This window comes from Clostridium aestuarii (assembly GCF_026735135.1).
Classification (GTDB): domain Bacteria; phylum Bacillota; class Clostridia; order Clostridiales; family Clostridiaceae; genus Clostridium_H; species Clostridium_H aestuarii.
Genome location: NZ_JAPQER010000001.1, coordinates 779222 through 796958 on the forward strand (window position 1 = coordinate 779222; position 17737 = coordinate 796958).

12 protein-coding genes and 1 pseudogene are annotated in these 17737 nt (G+C 27.5%); 3 read left to right on the plus strand and 10 right to left on the minus strand.

The features are described 5' to 3' along the window. Positions 1-11: 11 nt before the first annotated feature. Both OW763_RS03260 and OW763_RS03265 read right to left on the minus strand, forming a co-directional pair. Complete coding sequence (locus tag OW763_RS03260) at positions 12-1223, minus strand: ammonium transporter (RefSeq protein ID WP_268039626.1); 1212 nt, start codon at positions 1221-1223, stop codon at positions 12-14. Between the two features lie 223 nt (positions 1224-1446). Further along, positions 1447-3471 (minus strand): GTP-binding protein, encoded by a 2025-nt coding sequence (locus OW763_RS03265; protein ID WP_268039627.1) that lies wholly within the window; start codon positions 3469-3471, stop codon positions 1447-1449. A 221-nt stretch (positions 3472-3692) separates the two neighbouring features. On the opposite strand from OW763_RS03265, the gene OW763_RS03270 reads away from it, so the two are divergent. Together OW763_RS03270 and OW763_RS03275 are read left to right on the plus strand one after the other, a co-directional pair. Continuing rightward, positions 3693-5285, plus strand: coding sequence for an LCP family glycopolymer transferase (locus OW763_RS03270; RefSeq protein WP_268039628.1), 1593 nt, complete (start codon positions 3693-3695; stop codon positions 5283-5285). 200 nt (positions 5286-5485) lie between these two features. After that, complete coding sequence (locus tag OW763_RS03275) at positions 5486-5674, plus strand: H-type small acid-soluble spore protein (RefSeq protein ID WP_268039629.1); 189 nt, start codon at positions 5486-5488, stop codon at positions 5672-5674. 57 nt (positions 5675-5731) lie between these two features. Here OW763_RS03275 and OW763_RS03280 read toward each other — a convergent pair whose 3' ends face one another. The 4 genes from OW763_RS03280 to OW763_RS03295 all read right to left on the minus strand — a co-directional run bounded on the left by OW763_RS03280 (position 5732) and on the right by OW763_RS03295 (position 10745). After that, the gene (locus tag OW763_RS03280) at positions 5732-7288 is read right to left on the minus strand and encodes a putative ABC exporter domain-containing protein (protein WP_268039630.1); all 1557 of its coding nucleotides are present in this window, start codon (positions 7286-7288) and stop codon (positions 5732-5734) included. Between the two features lies 1 nt (position 7289). After that, complete coding sequence (locus tag OW763_RS03285; protein WP_268039631.1) at positions 7290-7985, minus strand: ABC transporter ATP-binding protein; 696 nt, start codon at positions 7983-7985, stop codon at positions 7290-7292. A 976-nt stretch (positions 7986-8961) separates the two neighbouring features. Further along, positions 8962-9447, minus strand: a complete 486-nt coding sequence (locus OW763_RS03290; protein ID WP_268039632.1) for a hypothetical protein — start codon at positions 9445-9447, stop codon at positions 8962-8964. Between the two features lie 38 nt (positions 9448-9485). Next, entirely contained in the window at positions 9486-10745 is a 1260-nt protein-coding gene (locus OW763_RS03295; protein ID WP_268039818.1) for an ArsB/NhaD family transporter, read from the minus strand. A 440-nt stretch (positions 10746-11185) separates the two neighbouring features. Here OW763_RS03295 and OW763_RS03300 point away from each other — a divergent pair. Further along, positions 11186-11395 (plus strand): annotated as a pseudogene (locus tag OW763_RS03300) (integrase core domain-containing protein); the annotation flags it as partial. A 656-nt stretch (positions 11396-12051) separates the two neighbouring features. On the opposite strand, the gene OW763_RS03305 reads toward OW763_RS03300, so the two are convergent. From OW763_RS03305 to OW763_RS03320, 4 genes are all read right to left on the minus strand, one after another. Next, the gene (locus OW763_RS03305; RefSeq protein ID WP_268039633.1) at positions 12052-13419 is read right to left on the minus strand and encodes an alanine/glycine:cation symporter family protein; all 1368 of its coding nucleotides are present in this window, start codon (positions 13417-13419) and stop codon (positions 12052-12054) included. Positions 13420-13910: 491 nt separating this feature from the next. Continuing rightward, the gene (locus OW763_RS03310) at positions 13911-14675 is read right to left on the minus strand and encodes a DeoR/GlpR family DNA-binding transcription regulator (RefSeq protein ID WP_268039634.1); all 765 of its coding nucleotides are present in this window, start codon (positions 14673-14675) and stop codon (positions 13911-13913) included. 216 nt (positions 14676-14891) lie between these two features. Further along, positions 14892-15854 carry a sugar phosphate isomerase/epimerase family protein gene (locus tag OW763_RS03315; RefSeq protein WP_268039635.1) on the minus strand — a complete coding sequence of 321 codons (963 nt, stop codon included), beginning with the start codon at positions 15852-15854 and terminating at the stop codon, positions 14892-14894. Between the two features lie 69 nt (positions 15855-15923). After that, positions 15924-17222 (minus strand): MFS transporter, encoded by a 1299-nt coding sequence (locus tag OW763_RS03320; protein ID WP_268039636.1) that lies wholly within the window; start codon positions 17220-17222, stop codon positions 15924-15926. Positions 17223-17737: the final 515 nt, after the last annotated feature.

The following is a 17737-nucleotide window of genomic DNA, read 5'->3' on the forward strand; positions in this document are numbered from 1 at the left end:
TAACCCTCCTTTTATATATCCATATATGCAGATATTCCGTGTTCAATAGTATCTAAGCCATCAATTTCTTCGTGTAGTTCTACTCTTAAACCTATAGTGTTTTTTATTATCATAAAAGTAATATTAGAAAGAGAAAGAACAGCTATTGCACATATTGTAACTCCTAATATTTGAATTCCTAAGAGTTTTACCCCTCCGCCATATAATAGTCCTCCCTGCGTTGAAAATATACCTACAGCTATAGTTCCAAGAGTTCCACATATACCATGAACAGAAATAGCTCCTACAGGATCATCTATTTTTAATTTAGTATCTATAAATTCAACAGATAAAATCATTATAATTCCAGCAACCGTTGCAATTGCAATTGCACCTAAATATGAAATAATAGACGCTCCTGCTGTCACACTTACCAATCCTGCTAAAGCACCATTTAAAGTAAGACCAGCATCAGGTTTTTTATAACGTATCGTACTGAAAACCAAACTTGATATAGTAGCTGATACTCCGCCTAATAGAGTTGTAATAGCAGCATGAGCAGTAAGTGGTGAAGTAATATCAAGAGTACTTCCTGGATTAAATCCAAACCATCCAAACCACAATATTAAAACTCCTAAAGCTCCTAAAGGAATATTATGTCCAGGAATTGCATTAACTCTTCCCTTTTTATATTTACCATCTCTTGCTCCTACTAATTTAGCTCCTACAAAAGCTGCAAATCCCCCTACAGCATGTACTGCAGTACCACCAGCAAAATCTACAAATCCTAATTTGCTTAAAAATCCTCCACCCCAAATCCAGTGACCAATCAATGGATAAATTAAAGTTGTAGAAACTATACAGAAAATAATGTAAGAAGAAAATTTTGTTCTCTCTGCCATAGCTCCTGAAACAATAGTGGCACAAGTAGCAGCAAAAATTGCTTGAAAGAAAAAGAATACTTCAAAAGAAATTCCAGCATATTCAGTCGGAGAATTTATTAAAATAAATCCATCAACTCCAAATATACCCCCTAAGCTTTTACCATACATAATTCCATAACCTACAATAAAAAATCCAATAACACCAATAGATACTGTAACAAAATTTTTCATAATGATGTTTACAGCATTTTTGGATTGTGTAAATCCTACCTCTACCATTGCAAAACCAGCATGCATAAGAAACACCAAAACTGCAGCAATCAAAACCCACATCGAATTTAGAATATAATTCATTTCCATAGTTTGTTCTCCCCCTCAACTTTTATTAATCCCAGCCCCATTTATTAATAATTCATCAACAAAACACATGATAATTTATTAATTTATCAATAAATTATTTGTTTTATATTATATTATCATTTTAAAAGCCTGTCAACTAACATTTTATCAATTAAACCTTTACATTGTAAATAAATTAAAAATCCCATGATAAAAATCATAGGATTTCAGATTTTGCACTCTATTATTTTACTTTTTTCATCTTTCTCTTTTCTCTAAATAATGAAATACCATTATACAGCGTCTCGTCTTTTTTAACTATATTTTCTGAATTTGCTAAAATTTCTTCTTCGTTATGACATTCAGTATAACTAGAAAACAACATTGACACCACTGCCTTACCTGATGACGCTGATGCAAGTTCAGCAGAATAATACATAGCTTCATAAACAGGCACTTCTCCAGTTATAACAACTTTATCTCCTAATATAACTGGTTCATCAAAATTTCCATTCATTCTTAAAATATCAGACATTACTCTTCCTGAAAAATCTTTTTCCACAATAATTTTATATTTATATATTGGCTCTAGTAAAATACTACTATTATTAGATAATGCCTGTTGAACTGCTCTTATAGCTGCAATTCTAAAATCCCCACCATGAGTATGTTCAAGATGATATTTTGCTGATATAAGCTTAACCGTTATATCCGTTACACTACTTCCAATTAATCCCCCATGTTTAACGCCTTCATAAACAGCTTTCTCTATATTATTCTGATACTGAAGAGGTAGTACATCCAAACTCAAATTGGAAACAAACTTTACTCCTTGTCCTCTTTTATTAGGTTCAATTTCAACTTCTACTTCTGCATAATGCTTTTTAGGTTCAAAATGACAAAACCCAGTACTCTTTGTAGTTATAGTTTCTAAATACTTTACCTTTGGTTTTTCAATTTCTACTTCTATATTAAATCTATCTTTTATTAACTGCCTTAAAACTTCCATTTGAACAAAACCCATAACATTTATATTTATCTGTTTTTTATCTGTGTCCCACTGCATCGACAATATAGGGTCTTCTTCATTTAAAATTTCTATTGATTTTAAAAGTTCCGCTATATCACTTTCATCTTTAGGAATAACTCTACAAGTAAGCACAGATTTACTTTCTTCTTCTTTATTTTCTTTTTTTAAACCTAACCTCTCCCCTACTCTCCCCTTGCGAATACCACAAAGCACTCCTATTTCTCCTGAAGTTAACTTTTCAACAGAATTATATTTTTTACCATTATACTTTCTTATTTGTGTAACTTTTTCTTCTTCACCAAATTCATTAAAAATAGTATCTCTAACTTTTACAATTCCATCTAGAACTTTTACATAACAAAGCTTACCTATACTATCATCTATCTTTATTTTATATATAATACCTGAAAAATCCTCCTCATCATTTCCTTTATTATCAGGAAGGATATCCACCACTAAATCTAATAAATTCTTTATTCCTATTCCCTTTATGGAAGAACCTACAATCACAGGATAAACACTGCATGTATCCACATTGAATCTAATGCATTTTATAATTTCTTCATTACTTATGCTCTCACCTTCTAAATATTTTTCTAAAATATTATCATCTTTATCTGCCAATTTTTCAATAAGCTTGATTTTATCATATGTTTCTTTTTTGTCTTGTATAGAAAATTTAAACGCATCATCAGAATTCCATATGTACATCTTATCATTAATTAAATCCACAAACTTATTAAAATCTTTTTCAAGATTATAGCATTTATATAGTGGTAAAAAATCACTTGTAATATTTTCTTCAATTTCTTTATAGACTCTATCTAAATCAGCACCTACTCTATCTAATTTATTTATAAATATTAGTGTAGGAATTTTATATTTTCTTAATAGCTGCCATATAGTTTCTGTATAAGATTGTACTCCTTCTACTGCAGAAATTATTAATATTGATGCATCCAAAGCCTTTAGTGCTCTTTCCAATTCTGATAAAAAATCTATATGTCCAGGAGTATCAATTATATTAATTTTAGTATCTTTCCAATTTAAAGTAGTTTGTTCTGCAAAAATTGTAATTCCTCTCTGTTTTTCTATTTCATCATAATCCATTTGCGAGGAGCCTTTATCTACACTGCCTAATTTCATTATATTTCCTGACAAATACATCATTTGTTCTGTAGTAGTAGTTTTTCCTGCATCTACATGAGCTACAAGACCTATATTTCTTATGTTTTTCATGTTCCACCCCACTTATTTATATGTAATTCTAATTTTATTATTAGGTAGTTTTTCATATACTATTAACACCATTAAAATTGCAGTATTAAAAAACTAATAAAATTTTCTTTAAAATAAAATTCTAACACTTTTTACTTTCGTAATACTTTTGAAACCTTTATACTTAATATTAATAATATAATTATACAATGAAAAATCATTTATAATGGAGGCTTTTGTTTATGTTACAACACAATAAAAAGTTAAAAATTACTATTATAGTTATTATAACTTTAATCATATCAACTATTTCCTATTTTATATATGCTTTTCAAAAAAATAGTTATATATCAGATAATTCTTATTTTATTAACACAAAAGATAATGTTGAAACCCCAGATGAACCTAATATAGAAACACCTAATTTGCAAGAAATAGACGGTATAACAAATATATTATTAATAGGAAGCGATGCTAGAAATTTAGATGAAAAATCAAGATCAGATGCTCTAATGATATTAACTATAGACGATGTCCATAAAAAACTAAAAATAACCTCTATAATGAGGGATACTTATGCTAAAATCCCTGGTTACGGTGAGCAAAAAATAAACCATGCTTTTGTATATGGTGGTCCTAATTTACTACTAAAAACCATTGAAAATAATTTTAATATAAAACTTGATAAATATGTTATTATTAATTTTTTCGGATTTAAAGATTTAATCGACAGTATTGATGGATTAGAGCTCAATGTTAAAACTAATGAAATAGCAGAAATAAATAAATATATATTGGAAGTTGACCCCAAAAATCCTCATCTTTTAAAAAAATCTGGACTTCAACATCTAGATGGTCAACAAGTTCTTTCTTACTCAAGAATAAGACATGTAGGAAATGGTTCGTATGAAAGAACTGAAAGACAAAGACATGTTATTTCTTTAATTATAGACAAACTAAAAGATACTTCTATAATAAAATATCCATCTGTAGCTTCAAGTTTATTTCCCTGTATAAAAACAAATATGACTCTTTCTGAGTTGATGGATTATGCTTATACTGTATATAAAATTGATAATTTTAATTTAGAACAACTTCAAATGCCTTTAACTGAATTAAGCCATGGACAAATATATGGTGATAAAGGTTGGGTATTACTAATTGATAAAAAACAAAATTCTGATATACTTAATAAATTTATTTTTGATGACCAAAAATATACTAAATCTGATTTAAGCTATAAATCATTCAAAAGGATTATAGCTGAGTACCTTTCAAAACTACCAAAACCTAAAGAAAACGAAAATATTGATAAAACCAATAATCCTGAAAATAATAATCCCACTGAAGATAATAATAGCAATATCATAGATACACCTAAAAATACCAATAATGATTCTGATAATAAAAATAATGACAGTATAGATATTCCAGAAAATGAAAATGAAAATAATGATAATGATACAGATACTGATATTCCTAAAGATGAAAATAACAATACAGATAATCCTGAAGATAGTAACAACACTCCTCAAGATGAAGATAATAACAACATCGATGAACCACAAGATATAAACAATACCGATGAAGATACTAATAATACTGAGAATCCAGAAAATATTACTGATACAAATAAAACTGAAGATAATACTAATGAAATTAAAGATATTCCAAATATAGATCAAGATAAAGTTAATAATACCGATAACTCCATTAAAGAAAATATTGAAGCCAGAGATAATATCATTAAAAATGACAACACTGATGATACTATTAAAGATAATACTGATAGCACTAGTGACTCTTATGAAAACGACAGTATAACTAATAATTGATTAAAATAATAAATTTGACTTCTCATAGTAACATAAGTTATTAAGCCAACAGACTATATTTGTAGTTCTGTTGGCTTATATTATAACTTAATGTAAAAATTACACCGCATTGAAATTTGTATTATGCAAAAACTAAATATATAAAAATAATTGCATCTGTAGAAAGTAAAATGACAAAACAGTAATTGGAGGTAATTGATTTGGATATTAAAACAGCTAAGAAAATGATGGAATCAAAATCAAATACATCTATATATTATAAAAATACTCCTGTTTGTATCAAAGGAGTAGATAAAGAAAAAGGAACTGTTAGCTTAAAAAATTTAAATACTGATAAAGACTTTGTTGTTTCAGTTAAAACAATTAATACAAGATATGGAATGAAATAATAATTAAAGGGTTGTTAATAAATAATTTATTAGCAACCTTTATTCAATACTCTCTAACTAATGCATTTCCAAGTTTTCAAAAATCGCCTTATTGAAAATTAAAATTATTGCTGAAATAAATAAATTATATCCTATCAATATTAAATACATTAAATATTTCATATACCTAACATCTCTATAAGCTATCGCTAAATATACTGAAATTGAAATTCCGGGTGCTACTATAAATATGGCAAATATAAATTTAAAAAAGGTTTCTAATGTCTTACTTTCAATTTTAAACATTCTTCGTGCCAATATATCTATATAAATATAAATCGCTCCAAAACTTGCATAGGCTAATGAACATAAAAATATTATTAAGGGACTAGTTTTAAACTTAATTCCTACAATAATGAAAAGTACAACTCCATCTATAAAGTTTTTTATATTATCAGCTAAAGTAGCATAAAAAACTTTACTAAAAGAACTTGATGGTATTAAAAAAATATATGGTTTTTGAATTTCATCAGACCATTTTCCTTGAAATGAAAAAATCAAAAGCATATAAGCAGAAAAATATAGTACAGCAATTATATTGTTTCCACCAATACTCATTCCAAAAAATATTCCTGCTATAATCATACTTAAAGTACGCATATTTATAAAAAAGAAACCTGACTTTCTATATTCAAGTATTTGTCTATAAAATATAGCTTTTGCTCCGTTTCCTTTATAACTTTGTTTAATTTTTCTAAGCTTAGTGTTAAATCTTACTGATTTACCTTCACGTTTATTTTTAAATAATTGTTCCTTATATTCTGTAGCACCTAGTACATCTTCATAGTAATCCGTATTTACGTTATATATAATGTAAATCATTATAGCTATAAATATAACAGTAATAACACCATATATGTAAAAACTATTGCTTATCCCATACACACAAGCCATTAAAATCTCTTTAGTCCATCCTAGTATAGGTATATAAGAAAAATATCTACTATTAAAAATAGTCTCACCAGCTAAAGCTATATTTTTAGTCTTCATTACTTGAATTAAAGCAATTCCTATAAATATTATTGCAACTACTTTTAGCACTTTCTCAAACATCTCTCTATATTTTTCAGATCTTGATGCAATAGAATACACTAAAATCCCTATTATAGACATTGAAAACATAAAAACAAATACGCCTAAAATTAATATAATAGAGGCATAACTTTTTAAATTAAACCAATTACTCATATTGGGTATTTGAAGTACAATAAAAAAAAGCATAATAAATGTACGATATAATTGTTTCAAAATTCCATATATCAACACTTTTTTAGGAGAAATAGGAGCTGTAAAAACTAAATTTACATCTGACAATCTAAAAAACGAACTTCCTTTAGCTAATCCATCTTTTATACTTAAATAGAAAAATATCATTAAAACCATTCCTACTATAAATCCAAATCTATAATTTGAAAAATGTGTGTGACGTTGAGATGGATTAATAGCACTCATTACAATAGCTCCTATCATTAAAGCAGCAATAACAATATATCCTATAAGTGCAAATGGTTTTCTTTTTAAATCCTTTAAGTAATTTTTAAAAGTCTTTTTCATAAGATAAAATAATGGTTTCATATTATCCCTCCGTAACCTCAAAAAAGATTTCTTCTAAGGATTCTTTCTTTTTGTCAAGTTCATCTCTTGTTGTTTGAATAACAATATTTCCTTTATTTATTATAATCGCTTTATCCCATATCTCATCAATACTATCAATTATATGTGTACTTATTATTACAGAACATCCATTTTCCTTAAGCTCTAAAAATACTTTTTTTAATTCCTTTATTGCTTTTGGATCTAAACCAATCATAGGTTCATCAAATAATATAACTTTTGGATTAGTCAAAAGTCCACAACATATACTTACCTTTTGTTGCATACCCTTTGACAATTCTTTTCCAAGCTTGTATTTTTTATCTTCAAGTTCAAATCGTTTTAAAAGTAAATCAACCTTTTCTTCATAATTTTTTACATTATAAGCACTTGCTATGTATTCAAGATGTTCATACACAGTAAGCATATCATAAAGTGATGGTGTCTCTGGAACATAACTAAATACCCTTTTTGCATCTACTGTTTTATTTTCATAGCCTTCGATTTCTATACTTCCTTTATATCTTAGTAAACCTGTAATACATTTTATAGTTGTACTTTTCCCAGCTCCATTAGGACCTAATAAAATAGCAATTTGTCCATCTTCAACTTGAAAGCTCATATTGTTTACTGCAAGTACCTTATGATATTCTTTGGTTAAATCATCAACTTTTATCATTTTATAATTTCCTCTCTTATTTGTATTAAACAACCCCAATGTTCTTATTTTATAATTACAGCATATAGAAAATTCCTACCTCTATACATTTTTATTTTGTTTAAATATACTACTTGTTTTCAGTATTTCATATTGAACAAAAAATTATGATTAAATTTCAAACTTTGTACAATTTAACAAATTGTATAGATAGCATTCAACATTTGCAATTAAAATACTATTTATAAAATTAATATTAAAATTTATGAAGTTCACCCGTAAATTTTGTAATGAAAAATTCATTAACCTTTGCTTAAAAGTATAATTATTGGAAAAACACACATGAAGGATGTTACTGACTATTAATAATAATTATACAATGTTATTTGAAAAATTTATAAATTTAATTTATTGGAAATCCTTTAAAATATATTCTTATAAGTTAAATATTAATTATTTGTAACTATTCAGCTACTATTTTAATTATACAAAAAACACCTTACCATTAAATATTTTATTTATTTGATAGTAAGATGTTCATATTAAATTTATATACACACAAAAAAAGGTGTTACACTTCTTTTAGCGGAGCTTTCTATGTTAAAGTTGGATCAGTTGCTGTAAATACTGATTTTATGCAATTTAAAACATTTTGACTTTATTTTCTTACAGTAGATACATAACCACGGATTCTAGTAAAAGTACTTGCTCCTTGAGAACTTCTAAAAGTTCCAGAAATTTTTTATTTAACTGTGAATGTCAATTAAAATTGGTTCTTTCCATAGTTATTTTAAGTGGGTAAAATTTAGGTCTGCAAAAACAGGAATCAAAATTCATACTAAATTTAATTTAGGTGAAATATTCCTGAAACAATAATTATAACTAATACTAAAAACCATGCTAAATTAAAGCTTGATGAATTAATAACTGAAGAAAACTGTATATATATTTCCATATAAAGCTATAAGCTCTCGCTATAGGGTATTTTATACCTTTTTTAGTATATTTCTATATCTTCATCTACATCATAGACTATTTTGTTGGTTTTAACAATATCTTCTAATTTGCTTTTTATATTACAAATTTCATCATTTATCTCTTTTAAATCATATTTTGATATATTGTAATGTAAATATATTTTTTCAAAAATTTTAGCTATATTTACTATATCTTGATTTGTATAAATAAAATTTTCGAATTTTTTACTGTTTTTTGCATTTTTAAATTTTTCAATATCTATTTTTATACTGTTAATTATATTTTCTTCTAAATCAAAACCAGCAATAGGCATATTATAAGGTGAGATTCTTTCAAGAAAATATTTATTTTTTCTGTTTATATGGTACAAATACCTAAACTTTGTACCATGTATTGTGAATTTTATATAGTATAAAGGCTCTTTAATATTACAGACCTCAGCTCCAAGTTGTTCTAATTGAAATTTAAGCATAGAATCTTTGACTGATATATATTTTTTTTTCATAAAGTATCACATCCCCTATATGTATTTATTTTTAAAACTTATAAATAAAATAATAAAAGATATATTGTAGAAATAATTATAGATATTATCATTAAAGGAAAACCTATTTTAAAATAGTCTTTAAAAGATATTTTATAACCACTTTTCCCAGCTATTCCTATTACAATTAAGTTAGCTGAAGCCCCCACAATAGTTCCGTTTCCGCCTAAGCAAGAACCAAGAGATAAAGCCCACCATAAAGGCATAACATTCATATGTCCCATAGTTGACATTGATTTTATTAAAGGAATCATTGTAGCTACAAAAGGTATATTATCTATAAATGAAGAGGCAATAGAAGATACCCATAAAATTAAAATTCCTGTTAGTGTTTGATTACCTTGTGTTAATGCTAAAGCTTTTTTTGCTAAAAGTTCCATCAAACCAACATTTTCTAGTACTCCTGTCATTATAAATAAACCTATAAAGAAAAATAATGTTCCCCATTCAACCTCTTCTAATATTTCTTCAGGCTCTACTTTACTTATAAGTAAAAGCATAGAGGAGCCGATTATTGCTACAGTTGCTGATTCAAAATGAAAAGAAGCATGAAGTAGAAAACCGCAAAATGTAAAGGCTAGTACAAATAAACATTTTTTTAATAAAACAGGGTCGGTTATTGCTTTGTATTCATCCATAGTCATTATTTTTTGTTTTTTATCTTCTGTAGTTTCTATTTGTTTTTTATATATAAATTTTATTAAAAACATATTAACTATAAAAATAATTATTACAATAGGAGCTAAATTTTTTATGAATTCTAAAAAGCTAATATGTGCTGCACTACCTATCATTATATTAGGAGGATCACCTATTAAGGTTGCAGTACCTCCAATATTTGAAGATAATATCTCAGTTATTAAGAATGGTATTGGATTAGTATCTAAAGTTTTCGTTACAACTAATGTTACAGGAACAATTAGCAAAACAGTAGTAACATTATCTAGTAAAGCAGAAAAAACAAATGTTATTAATGAAAATACTATAAGAAGAGTAAGTGGATTACCTTTAGAAAATTTAGCTGCTTTTATGGCAACATATTCAAATAATCCAGTTCTCTTAGTTATGTTTACAATAATCATCATTCCAATAAGTAAGCTTATAGTATTAAAATCAATTTTAGCAAAGGCTTCTTGCTGTGATATGAGTTTTAGAGCAAGCATTATTGCTGCTCCTCCAAGAGCTGCAACAACTCTATTTAGTTTTTCACTAACTATTAATGCATATACGATTAGAAATATAATAGTTGGAAGCAAAATATTAAATTTAAGTAACATATTAGTCCCGCCTTTCGTGAGTTATTTATGTTAAATTCAAAATAAATACTATAATTGAGAAAATTTCACAACATATATTTATAGTTTTAATAACATGTTCAGCAATTTATAAAAGGTTCTACTCAAAATGGTTATAAAGGAACAATAACTGATATTGTCTTATTAAACCTTTCTAATTGCCATAGAATTACCTTCGATAAATTTTTAAGTGAAGGTATTTTGAATATTAATGTTACATGGAAAAGTATAGAAATTTTGTTGTACATGTTTTTTTCAATTGTCACTATCTGAGTTACCTATATTTTCAATTTACGATAATACTATTTGTGAAAAAACTAAGTCCTCGTTGACATTCAGATAAACTATATAAGTTCGGATTGGATAATCAGGCTAATGAAAAATATCAATGTAAAAAATGCAAACTAGAATCTTTTAATAAAACATTCAAAGCATGGTATAAAGCTAAAAAAAGTTTTAATTCTTTTGATAAAGCAAATAATCTAATATCCTTATTTCTTTTTCACTACAACTTTATTAGACCTCATGGTTCACTAAATAGACTAACTCCTGCTGAAATAGCAAGGTTTCAAAGTGATAACTTAAATAAATTTTCTTGGTTTGTAGCTGCATAATGTTTATTAATATATTTGATTAACCTGCAAAAACCCACTTTATTGCAGGTTTGTTTATCATACAATAAAATAATCAAACTTATATAGTTTTCAAAGAACGAGTAATTCTACCAAATATTAAGCTGTTTTTCATATTAGCTTAACAGATTCTATTAATTAATTTTTAATCTCTTTATAGATTAAAATAAGGATGGTGAATTTTACTTCCATCCTTACTTTAAAATTAAACAGTTGCTATTAATTGAATCTCAACTTTTGTACCTGCTGATAACTTAGATACTTATACTGTACTTCTAGCTTGTTTAAATAATTTGTTTTTTTATCGTAATTTATACTTTTATATTCATTTATTCGTATTAAAATTTAGTTTATATAACTTGTATCTTTTCTTCATAATTATGAATTTTAATTTGTTGATTGAATACTTCTTTAATATGATTATAGCCCACCTTTTGTGTATTTTCAAGTATTTTTGTTTTTTTATATGTTTTTTTGTGTTATTTTGCAATTTGAATATTATATTTACATGTTTTTTAGAACTTTATGTGTATTTTAAATAAAGTATAGACCTTGCCAAACAAAGCAAGGTCTATACTTTATTTAAGGATATGATATTAATTTTAGTATCATATCCTTATAAATTATATTAAATTGTATTAAGCACTTTTGTCTTCCAGATATCCATTGGATGGATCAAAGAATTCCTTAGTACTCTTGAAAACCTTCGGACTTAAATATATGATAGCAATAAGATTAGGGATAATTAGCAAACCTAAAATACAGTCTTGTATATACCATACTAACTTCAGGCTACTAATGCATCCAATTATGGTAAAACCCAGAAAAGGATATTTAAAATAAGACGCTTTCTTAGAACCAATAATGTAAGTCAAACCAACATTACCAAAATACCATTGTGCAGGAATAGTCGAATAGGCAAATAAAATCATACTTATTCCAATAATATATTTAAATAAAGGATGAACCTGTCCAAACGCTATACTCACAAGTACTGAAGCCTTCGCTCCTGTTTCTAAGACTCCTGAAGAAAGAACTACCAAGGATGTAATAGTACATATAACTACAGTATCAATTAATATCTCAGTAATACCATATAATGCTTGTCTTACTGGATGATCGGTAATAGCTGCAGAATGCAGAACTGGAGCTGACCCTTCACCAGCTTCATTAGAATAAAGTCCACGAGCAACACCATATCTTAATGCCTGACGAACAGAATACCCTGCCGCGCCAGCAGCCCCAGCCTTAACATTAAAAGCACTCTTAAAAATAAGTTCAAATATATTAGGAATCATATCAATATTCATAACTATAACACAAATTCCACCAATTATATAAAATCCAGCCATAAAAGGTATCAATTTTTCTGTAACCTGACCAAGTCTCTTTACACCACCGATAACAACAAGCCCAACAGCAAATACAAGTAAAAAAGCTGTAACTAGCGGTGGAATTCCAAACATGCTTTCAACGACACCAGCAACAGCGTTAGATTGAATAAGATTACCTCCAGAAATCTGTAAAACAAGACAGCTAGAGAAGATCACTGCTAGCCAATGAAGCCTCATTCCCTTAGAAATATAATACATTGGTCCACCTACATAAGTACCATCTTCTGCCTTTTCTCTATATAACATACCTATTGTAATTTCAGCATACTTTGTTGCCATACCTAACAGTGCCGCAAGCCACATCCAGAATACTGCACCTGGTCCACCACCAACAATAGCTGTAGCAACTCCTACAATATTACCATTTCCAACACAGCTCGCTAAAGCTGTACATAAAGCCTGAAATGGAGTAAGTGTCCCCTCACCCTTTTGTTTATAACCTTTTTTAAAAGGTTTAATAAGCGTTTCATAAACTATAAAAGGAAGCTTTCTTATTTGAATAAATTTTGTCATTATAGTATAATATAGGCCAACACTCATAAGTGTAATTATAAGCCAATTTCCCCAAATCATATCCGCTAAGTGTTTAAAAAAATTCTCTAACCCTTGCACTATAAGTTCACCCTCTTTATAATATATATTTTATTAATACATAAAATAATTTACTAAATTTATTTTTATTATAAATCGTTTTCATATTAATTTAAGCAAACCTGTACTTTCTAAAAAAATATAATTTTCAAAACAAATACCCTTTGCTTAAGTATTTACTATAAATAAAACTAATCTTATTGGTTCTCATCCTCCTTTAAGACCATATTTTTTTAGAATTTAAATAACACTCCATTTAATTCCACATTTTTTAATATAAGTAGATATTTATACATAATTTTTTGCGCATTCTTATGTATATAATATCATATTATATGTATAATTTCAATTTTTTATGCTTTTTTTGGGGTATTTTGTATTGTTTTTTATTTATCATTATAAAAATATAATTGTTTTACACATGATTACACAAAAACTATTTATTGTAAATTAATAGCCACTTATATATCGATATTAGTATATAAGTGGCATTATAAATAATCTAAATAAAACTATTTATTCACAACCTCAATTCCGTTTCTTGTGTATTTTTCAAAAACATTTTGCTTCAATTTAGAATCAGTCACAATCATATTAACTTGGTCTAAATCACAAATTTTCAATAAAGATACCGTATCAAACTTACTGCTATCTGCTAAAATTATAACCTTTTGAGAAACTTCTATCATCTTCTTTTGAATTTGAAGCTGTTCAAACATGCAATCTGTAATTCCATCCTTAAGAGATATACCATTTACATTAATAAAAGCTGTATCTATATTAAAATTACTAATATTACTTTCTGCAATAGCACCAACTAAAGAAAATTCATCATTCTTGATAATACCTCCAGTAAGAATAACTGTATATTTATCCATATCAGCCAATTCATTAGCTATCATCAATGAATTAGTTAGAATTGTTAGTCTTTCAAATTTTTTCTTAAGCACTTTTATTATTTCTAAATTAGTTGTACCCGCATCCATAGCTATGGACTGATCTTCTGTTACAAATCCAGCTGCAACCTCAGCTATTTCGTTTTTTTCTTCTATATACTCTTTTTTTCGTGACTGAAATGAAAGCTGTTTACTATTTACTTCTTTAAGAACTGCTCCACCATAAACTCTTTTAAGAAGTCCTTCTTTCTCTAAATATTCTAAATCTCTTCGAACAGTTTCTATAGATACATTAAATAATTTAGTAAGCTTGGAAACCTTTACAGAATTATCTTTTTCAAGTATGCTCAGAATTTGTTCATACCTTTCTTGTGCTAACATCCCTCACACCTCCTTTTAAATAAAGTTACAATTTTTGTGTATTTTTGTGTGTTTGAAAGTATTATACCTTATTTTGATAATATTTTCAATTCATTTCCTGTCCAAATAGATTCAATTATTGCTTTACCAACATTAAAATTCATATTTTTATCTATTATAAATTATCAAAAGCATTTCATACCTAAAACCTGGATGAAATGCTTCATATTTTAAACGTTATATAGTTTCTCTACAATATTTATCTCTTAAAGTTAATACATATTTTACTGATTTCTCAACTTCTTTTTCTTGATATTCAAGCATCATTTCAATCAATTCTTCTGGTGGATAATAGTAATCTGTAACCTTTATAACTGCTGGATTAAGTGGTGGATTCTCTATTTTAAATGCACCTTTTCCTAATTCAAGCGCCCCACCGGCTCCTTTTTCTTTTTTAAATGTTGCTGTATATGGATGACACATTTCAATATTTATTCTTGTTAATGTAGTATCATTTACCAATATCTTAAAGCATTCTTCAGTATCAATATTACCTGAACCTACAGCAATTCCACAAACTCTGTAATCATCTCCATTTGGCACAATAATATGATCTTTAAAATGTGTTGTAACAGTATATGGAGCTAACTTTTTCACCGTATCAATCGGCTCTTCCCAAACCATCATTCCATTTCCAATATCACAAGTAATTCCTACCCAAGGACTGTCAATTTTTTTGATTATATCTATCATTTCATCAGCTGTTTCATACTCATGATTTTCTATACCAAGTTTAATTCTATACTTTTTTAATAACGGTATAATTTGTTTAATATCTTCTGGTGCACGTCTAATTTCTTCCTGTAAGTCTCCACCACAGCTAACATAGTTACGAACAATATCTGCACCTATTTTATGTGCAACTTCTATAACTTTTTTTAAATGTTCTGGCTCTGTTCCTCTTGTATCAAGTTCAACAAATAATCCATATTTCTGAATTTCTTTCTTTATTTTTTCTAAATGTTCAGGATCATCACTACCAAGGCAACCCCAATTGGGATCAAGATTCTTATCTTTAATAATATTTATTTGCACTCCATCTAAACCTAATTCAGCAGTTTTCTTTATAAAATCAAAAATATCCATACGTCCATTTTGGAAATGCAAATGATAACTTTCTGTTTCCAATCCTATTTTCATAATTATCTCCTCCATAAATGAATGCGTAAAATATATATTTTACGCATTCCCATTTTATATTAAAATCTTTTATGCATTCATTGCTGTTTTATCTTTTAATTGTTTATTCTTATTTTTAATAATGCGAAGTAATATACTTGCAATAACAAATCCAAGTAATGCGAAACCAATCATAGTCATGAATACATGCTTGTACCCTTGAAGTCCTGGTGTTTTATCTAACATACTACCATATAATGCATATGCAAACATAGATGGTGAATATCCTAGCACACAAGCTATTGACATAGCTGCTCCACTTATTTCTCTTGGTACTTTTATTTCTTCAATTGGAGCGAAGAATACAGCTCTCATTGTAAAGATAATTGCACCAAAACCAAGTGTTAAACTCATTCCTGCATATATGTTCATAGATTCATGAGGTAAGAACATAAATCCTGTCATAGCAATAGCTGCTACTAACAAAGCTCCTCTTAAGTATTTTGTTGCTGATTTAACCTTTTTATCAACCAAGAATCCACCGACTGGACCACCGACCATTTTTAAACCATATTGATTGATAATACCGTAAGCTCCAACCAATGTTACTGGCATTGCATAAATATCTTTTAAGAATGGAATGAAGTACGTTAAACCACAATACACTGAATATATTGAGAAAATAGTAAGTGATACTACCCATATTTCTGGTGTTTTTATTGCTTTTATAACACCTTGTAATGCAACTTTATTTCTACTAACTTTATTTCCTTTTTCATCAGTAGTTTTTATAACATCATCTTCAAGCATAAAGTATGAAATAACGCCTATAACAATTGGTACTACAGAGTAGAATATTATAGAACTTCTTAAAGCACCTGCGCCTTTTCCAAATACAGCAAAGATTGCAAGAGCACTAAACGCTACAATTGTATCAATTACTCCTCTACCTGCTTCAAGGAAACCAAACATTCTTCCCTGTTCATCTTCATTACCTAATAATCTTACAGATTTTAATAAAACAGGCCAATATAACACCTCTCCAAATAAAGAGAATAAAGCCCAACATACTAATACTCCAGAATAGTTAGGAAATGTTGCTAAATAGAATCCAGTTGCTCCTACCCCTATTAAAGATATTGGTATTAATTTTTTCTTTGAAAATCTATCCGCTATATAAATGGAACCTATGTTACCAAATGTTTGAACCATTCCATAAACAGACATAGCCATACCTATTTGTGTATGTGATAAATGCATAAACTCCTGCATAGGAACATAAAATGCATCTTTTAAGGAAGAAAGCTTGTATATTGTTCCTCCACCTAAAATTAAAACAACGAGCTTAAACCATTTTAAAAAACTGCTATTATTTTTTAATTTTCCCACTGCAAAACCCTCCCATTTTTTATTTGTAAATCACCCTTCAAACTTAAAAATAATTCCACAAATCTGTCATTCTAAATCTTAGTACTTTAATAATTTTTTTGAAAGATAATCAAAAAAATCTTTAATTATATAAGCGTAATTAATAAGTGCTAATCATAACTTCCTAAGATCTTTTAATGTGAAAAAACGTTTTCTTTTCATGCTAACCAGTTTTTACTTTCATCGATGAATCTAATGTAATTATATATCACTTTTTGTGTGTTTTCAAGTATTTATGTTTTATTTTTTGTAATTGAATATATATTTTTAAATTATTGATTGTAATTGTTTGCATTTTCCCATACTCAGTACTGGTTTTCATTATTTTATATCAACTCAATACAAATATTATATATAATTCATGTTGTAATATTGTGCTTCTACTCTTTTTCTTTCTCCTACTCACATTTTCTAATCATTTCTATGCTTTTATGAGTATTTAAATGTTGTAAAATTATTTTTCCCATTTTAAAATT

Coding starts and splice junctions, on each gene's coding strand:
- OW763_RS03290 (WP_268039632.1), bottom strand. CDS start 9,447: ATGAAAAAAAAATATATATCAGTCAAAGATTCTATGCTTAAATTTCAA.
- OW763_RS03280 (WP_268039630.1), bottom strand. CDS start 7,288: ATGAAACCATTATTTTATCTTATGAAAAAGACTTTTAAAAATTACTTA.
- OW763_RS03315 (WP_268039635.1), bottom strand. CDS start 15,854: ATGAAAATAGGATTGGAAACAGAAAGTTATCATTTGCATTTCCAAAAT.
- OW763_RS03285 (WP_268039631.1), bottom strand. CDS start 7,985: ATGATAAAAGTTGATGATTTAACCAAAGAATATCATAAGGTACTTGCA.
- OW763_RS03265 (WP_268039627.1), bottom strand. CDS start 3,471: ATGAAAAACATAAGAAATATAGGTCTTGTAGCTCATGTAGATGCAGGA.
- OW763_RS03260 (WP_268039626.1), bottom strand. CDS start 1,223: ATGGAAATGAATTATATTCTAAATTCGATGTGGGTTTTGATTGCTGCA.
- OW763_RS03270 (WP_268039628.1), top strand. CDS start 3,693: ATGTTACAACACAATAAAAAGTTAAAAATTACTATTATAGTTATTATA.
- OW763_RS03310 (WP_268039634.1), bottom strand. CDS start 14,675: ATGTTAGCACAAGAAAGGTATGAACAAATTCTGAGCATACTTGAAAAA.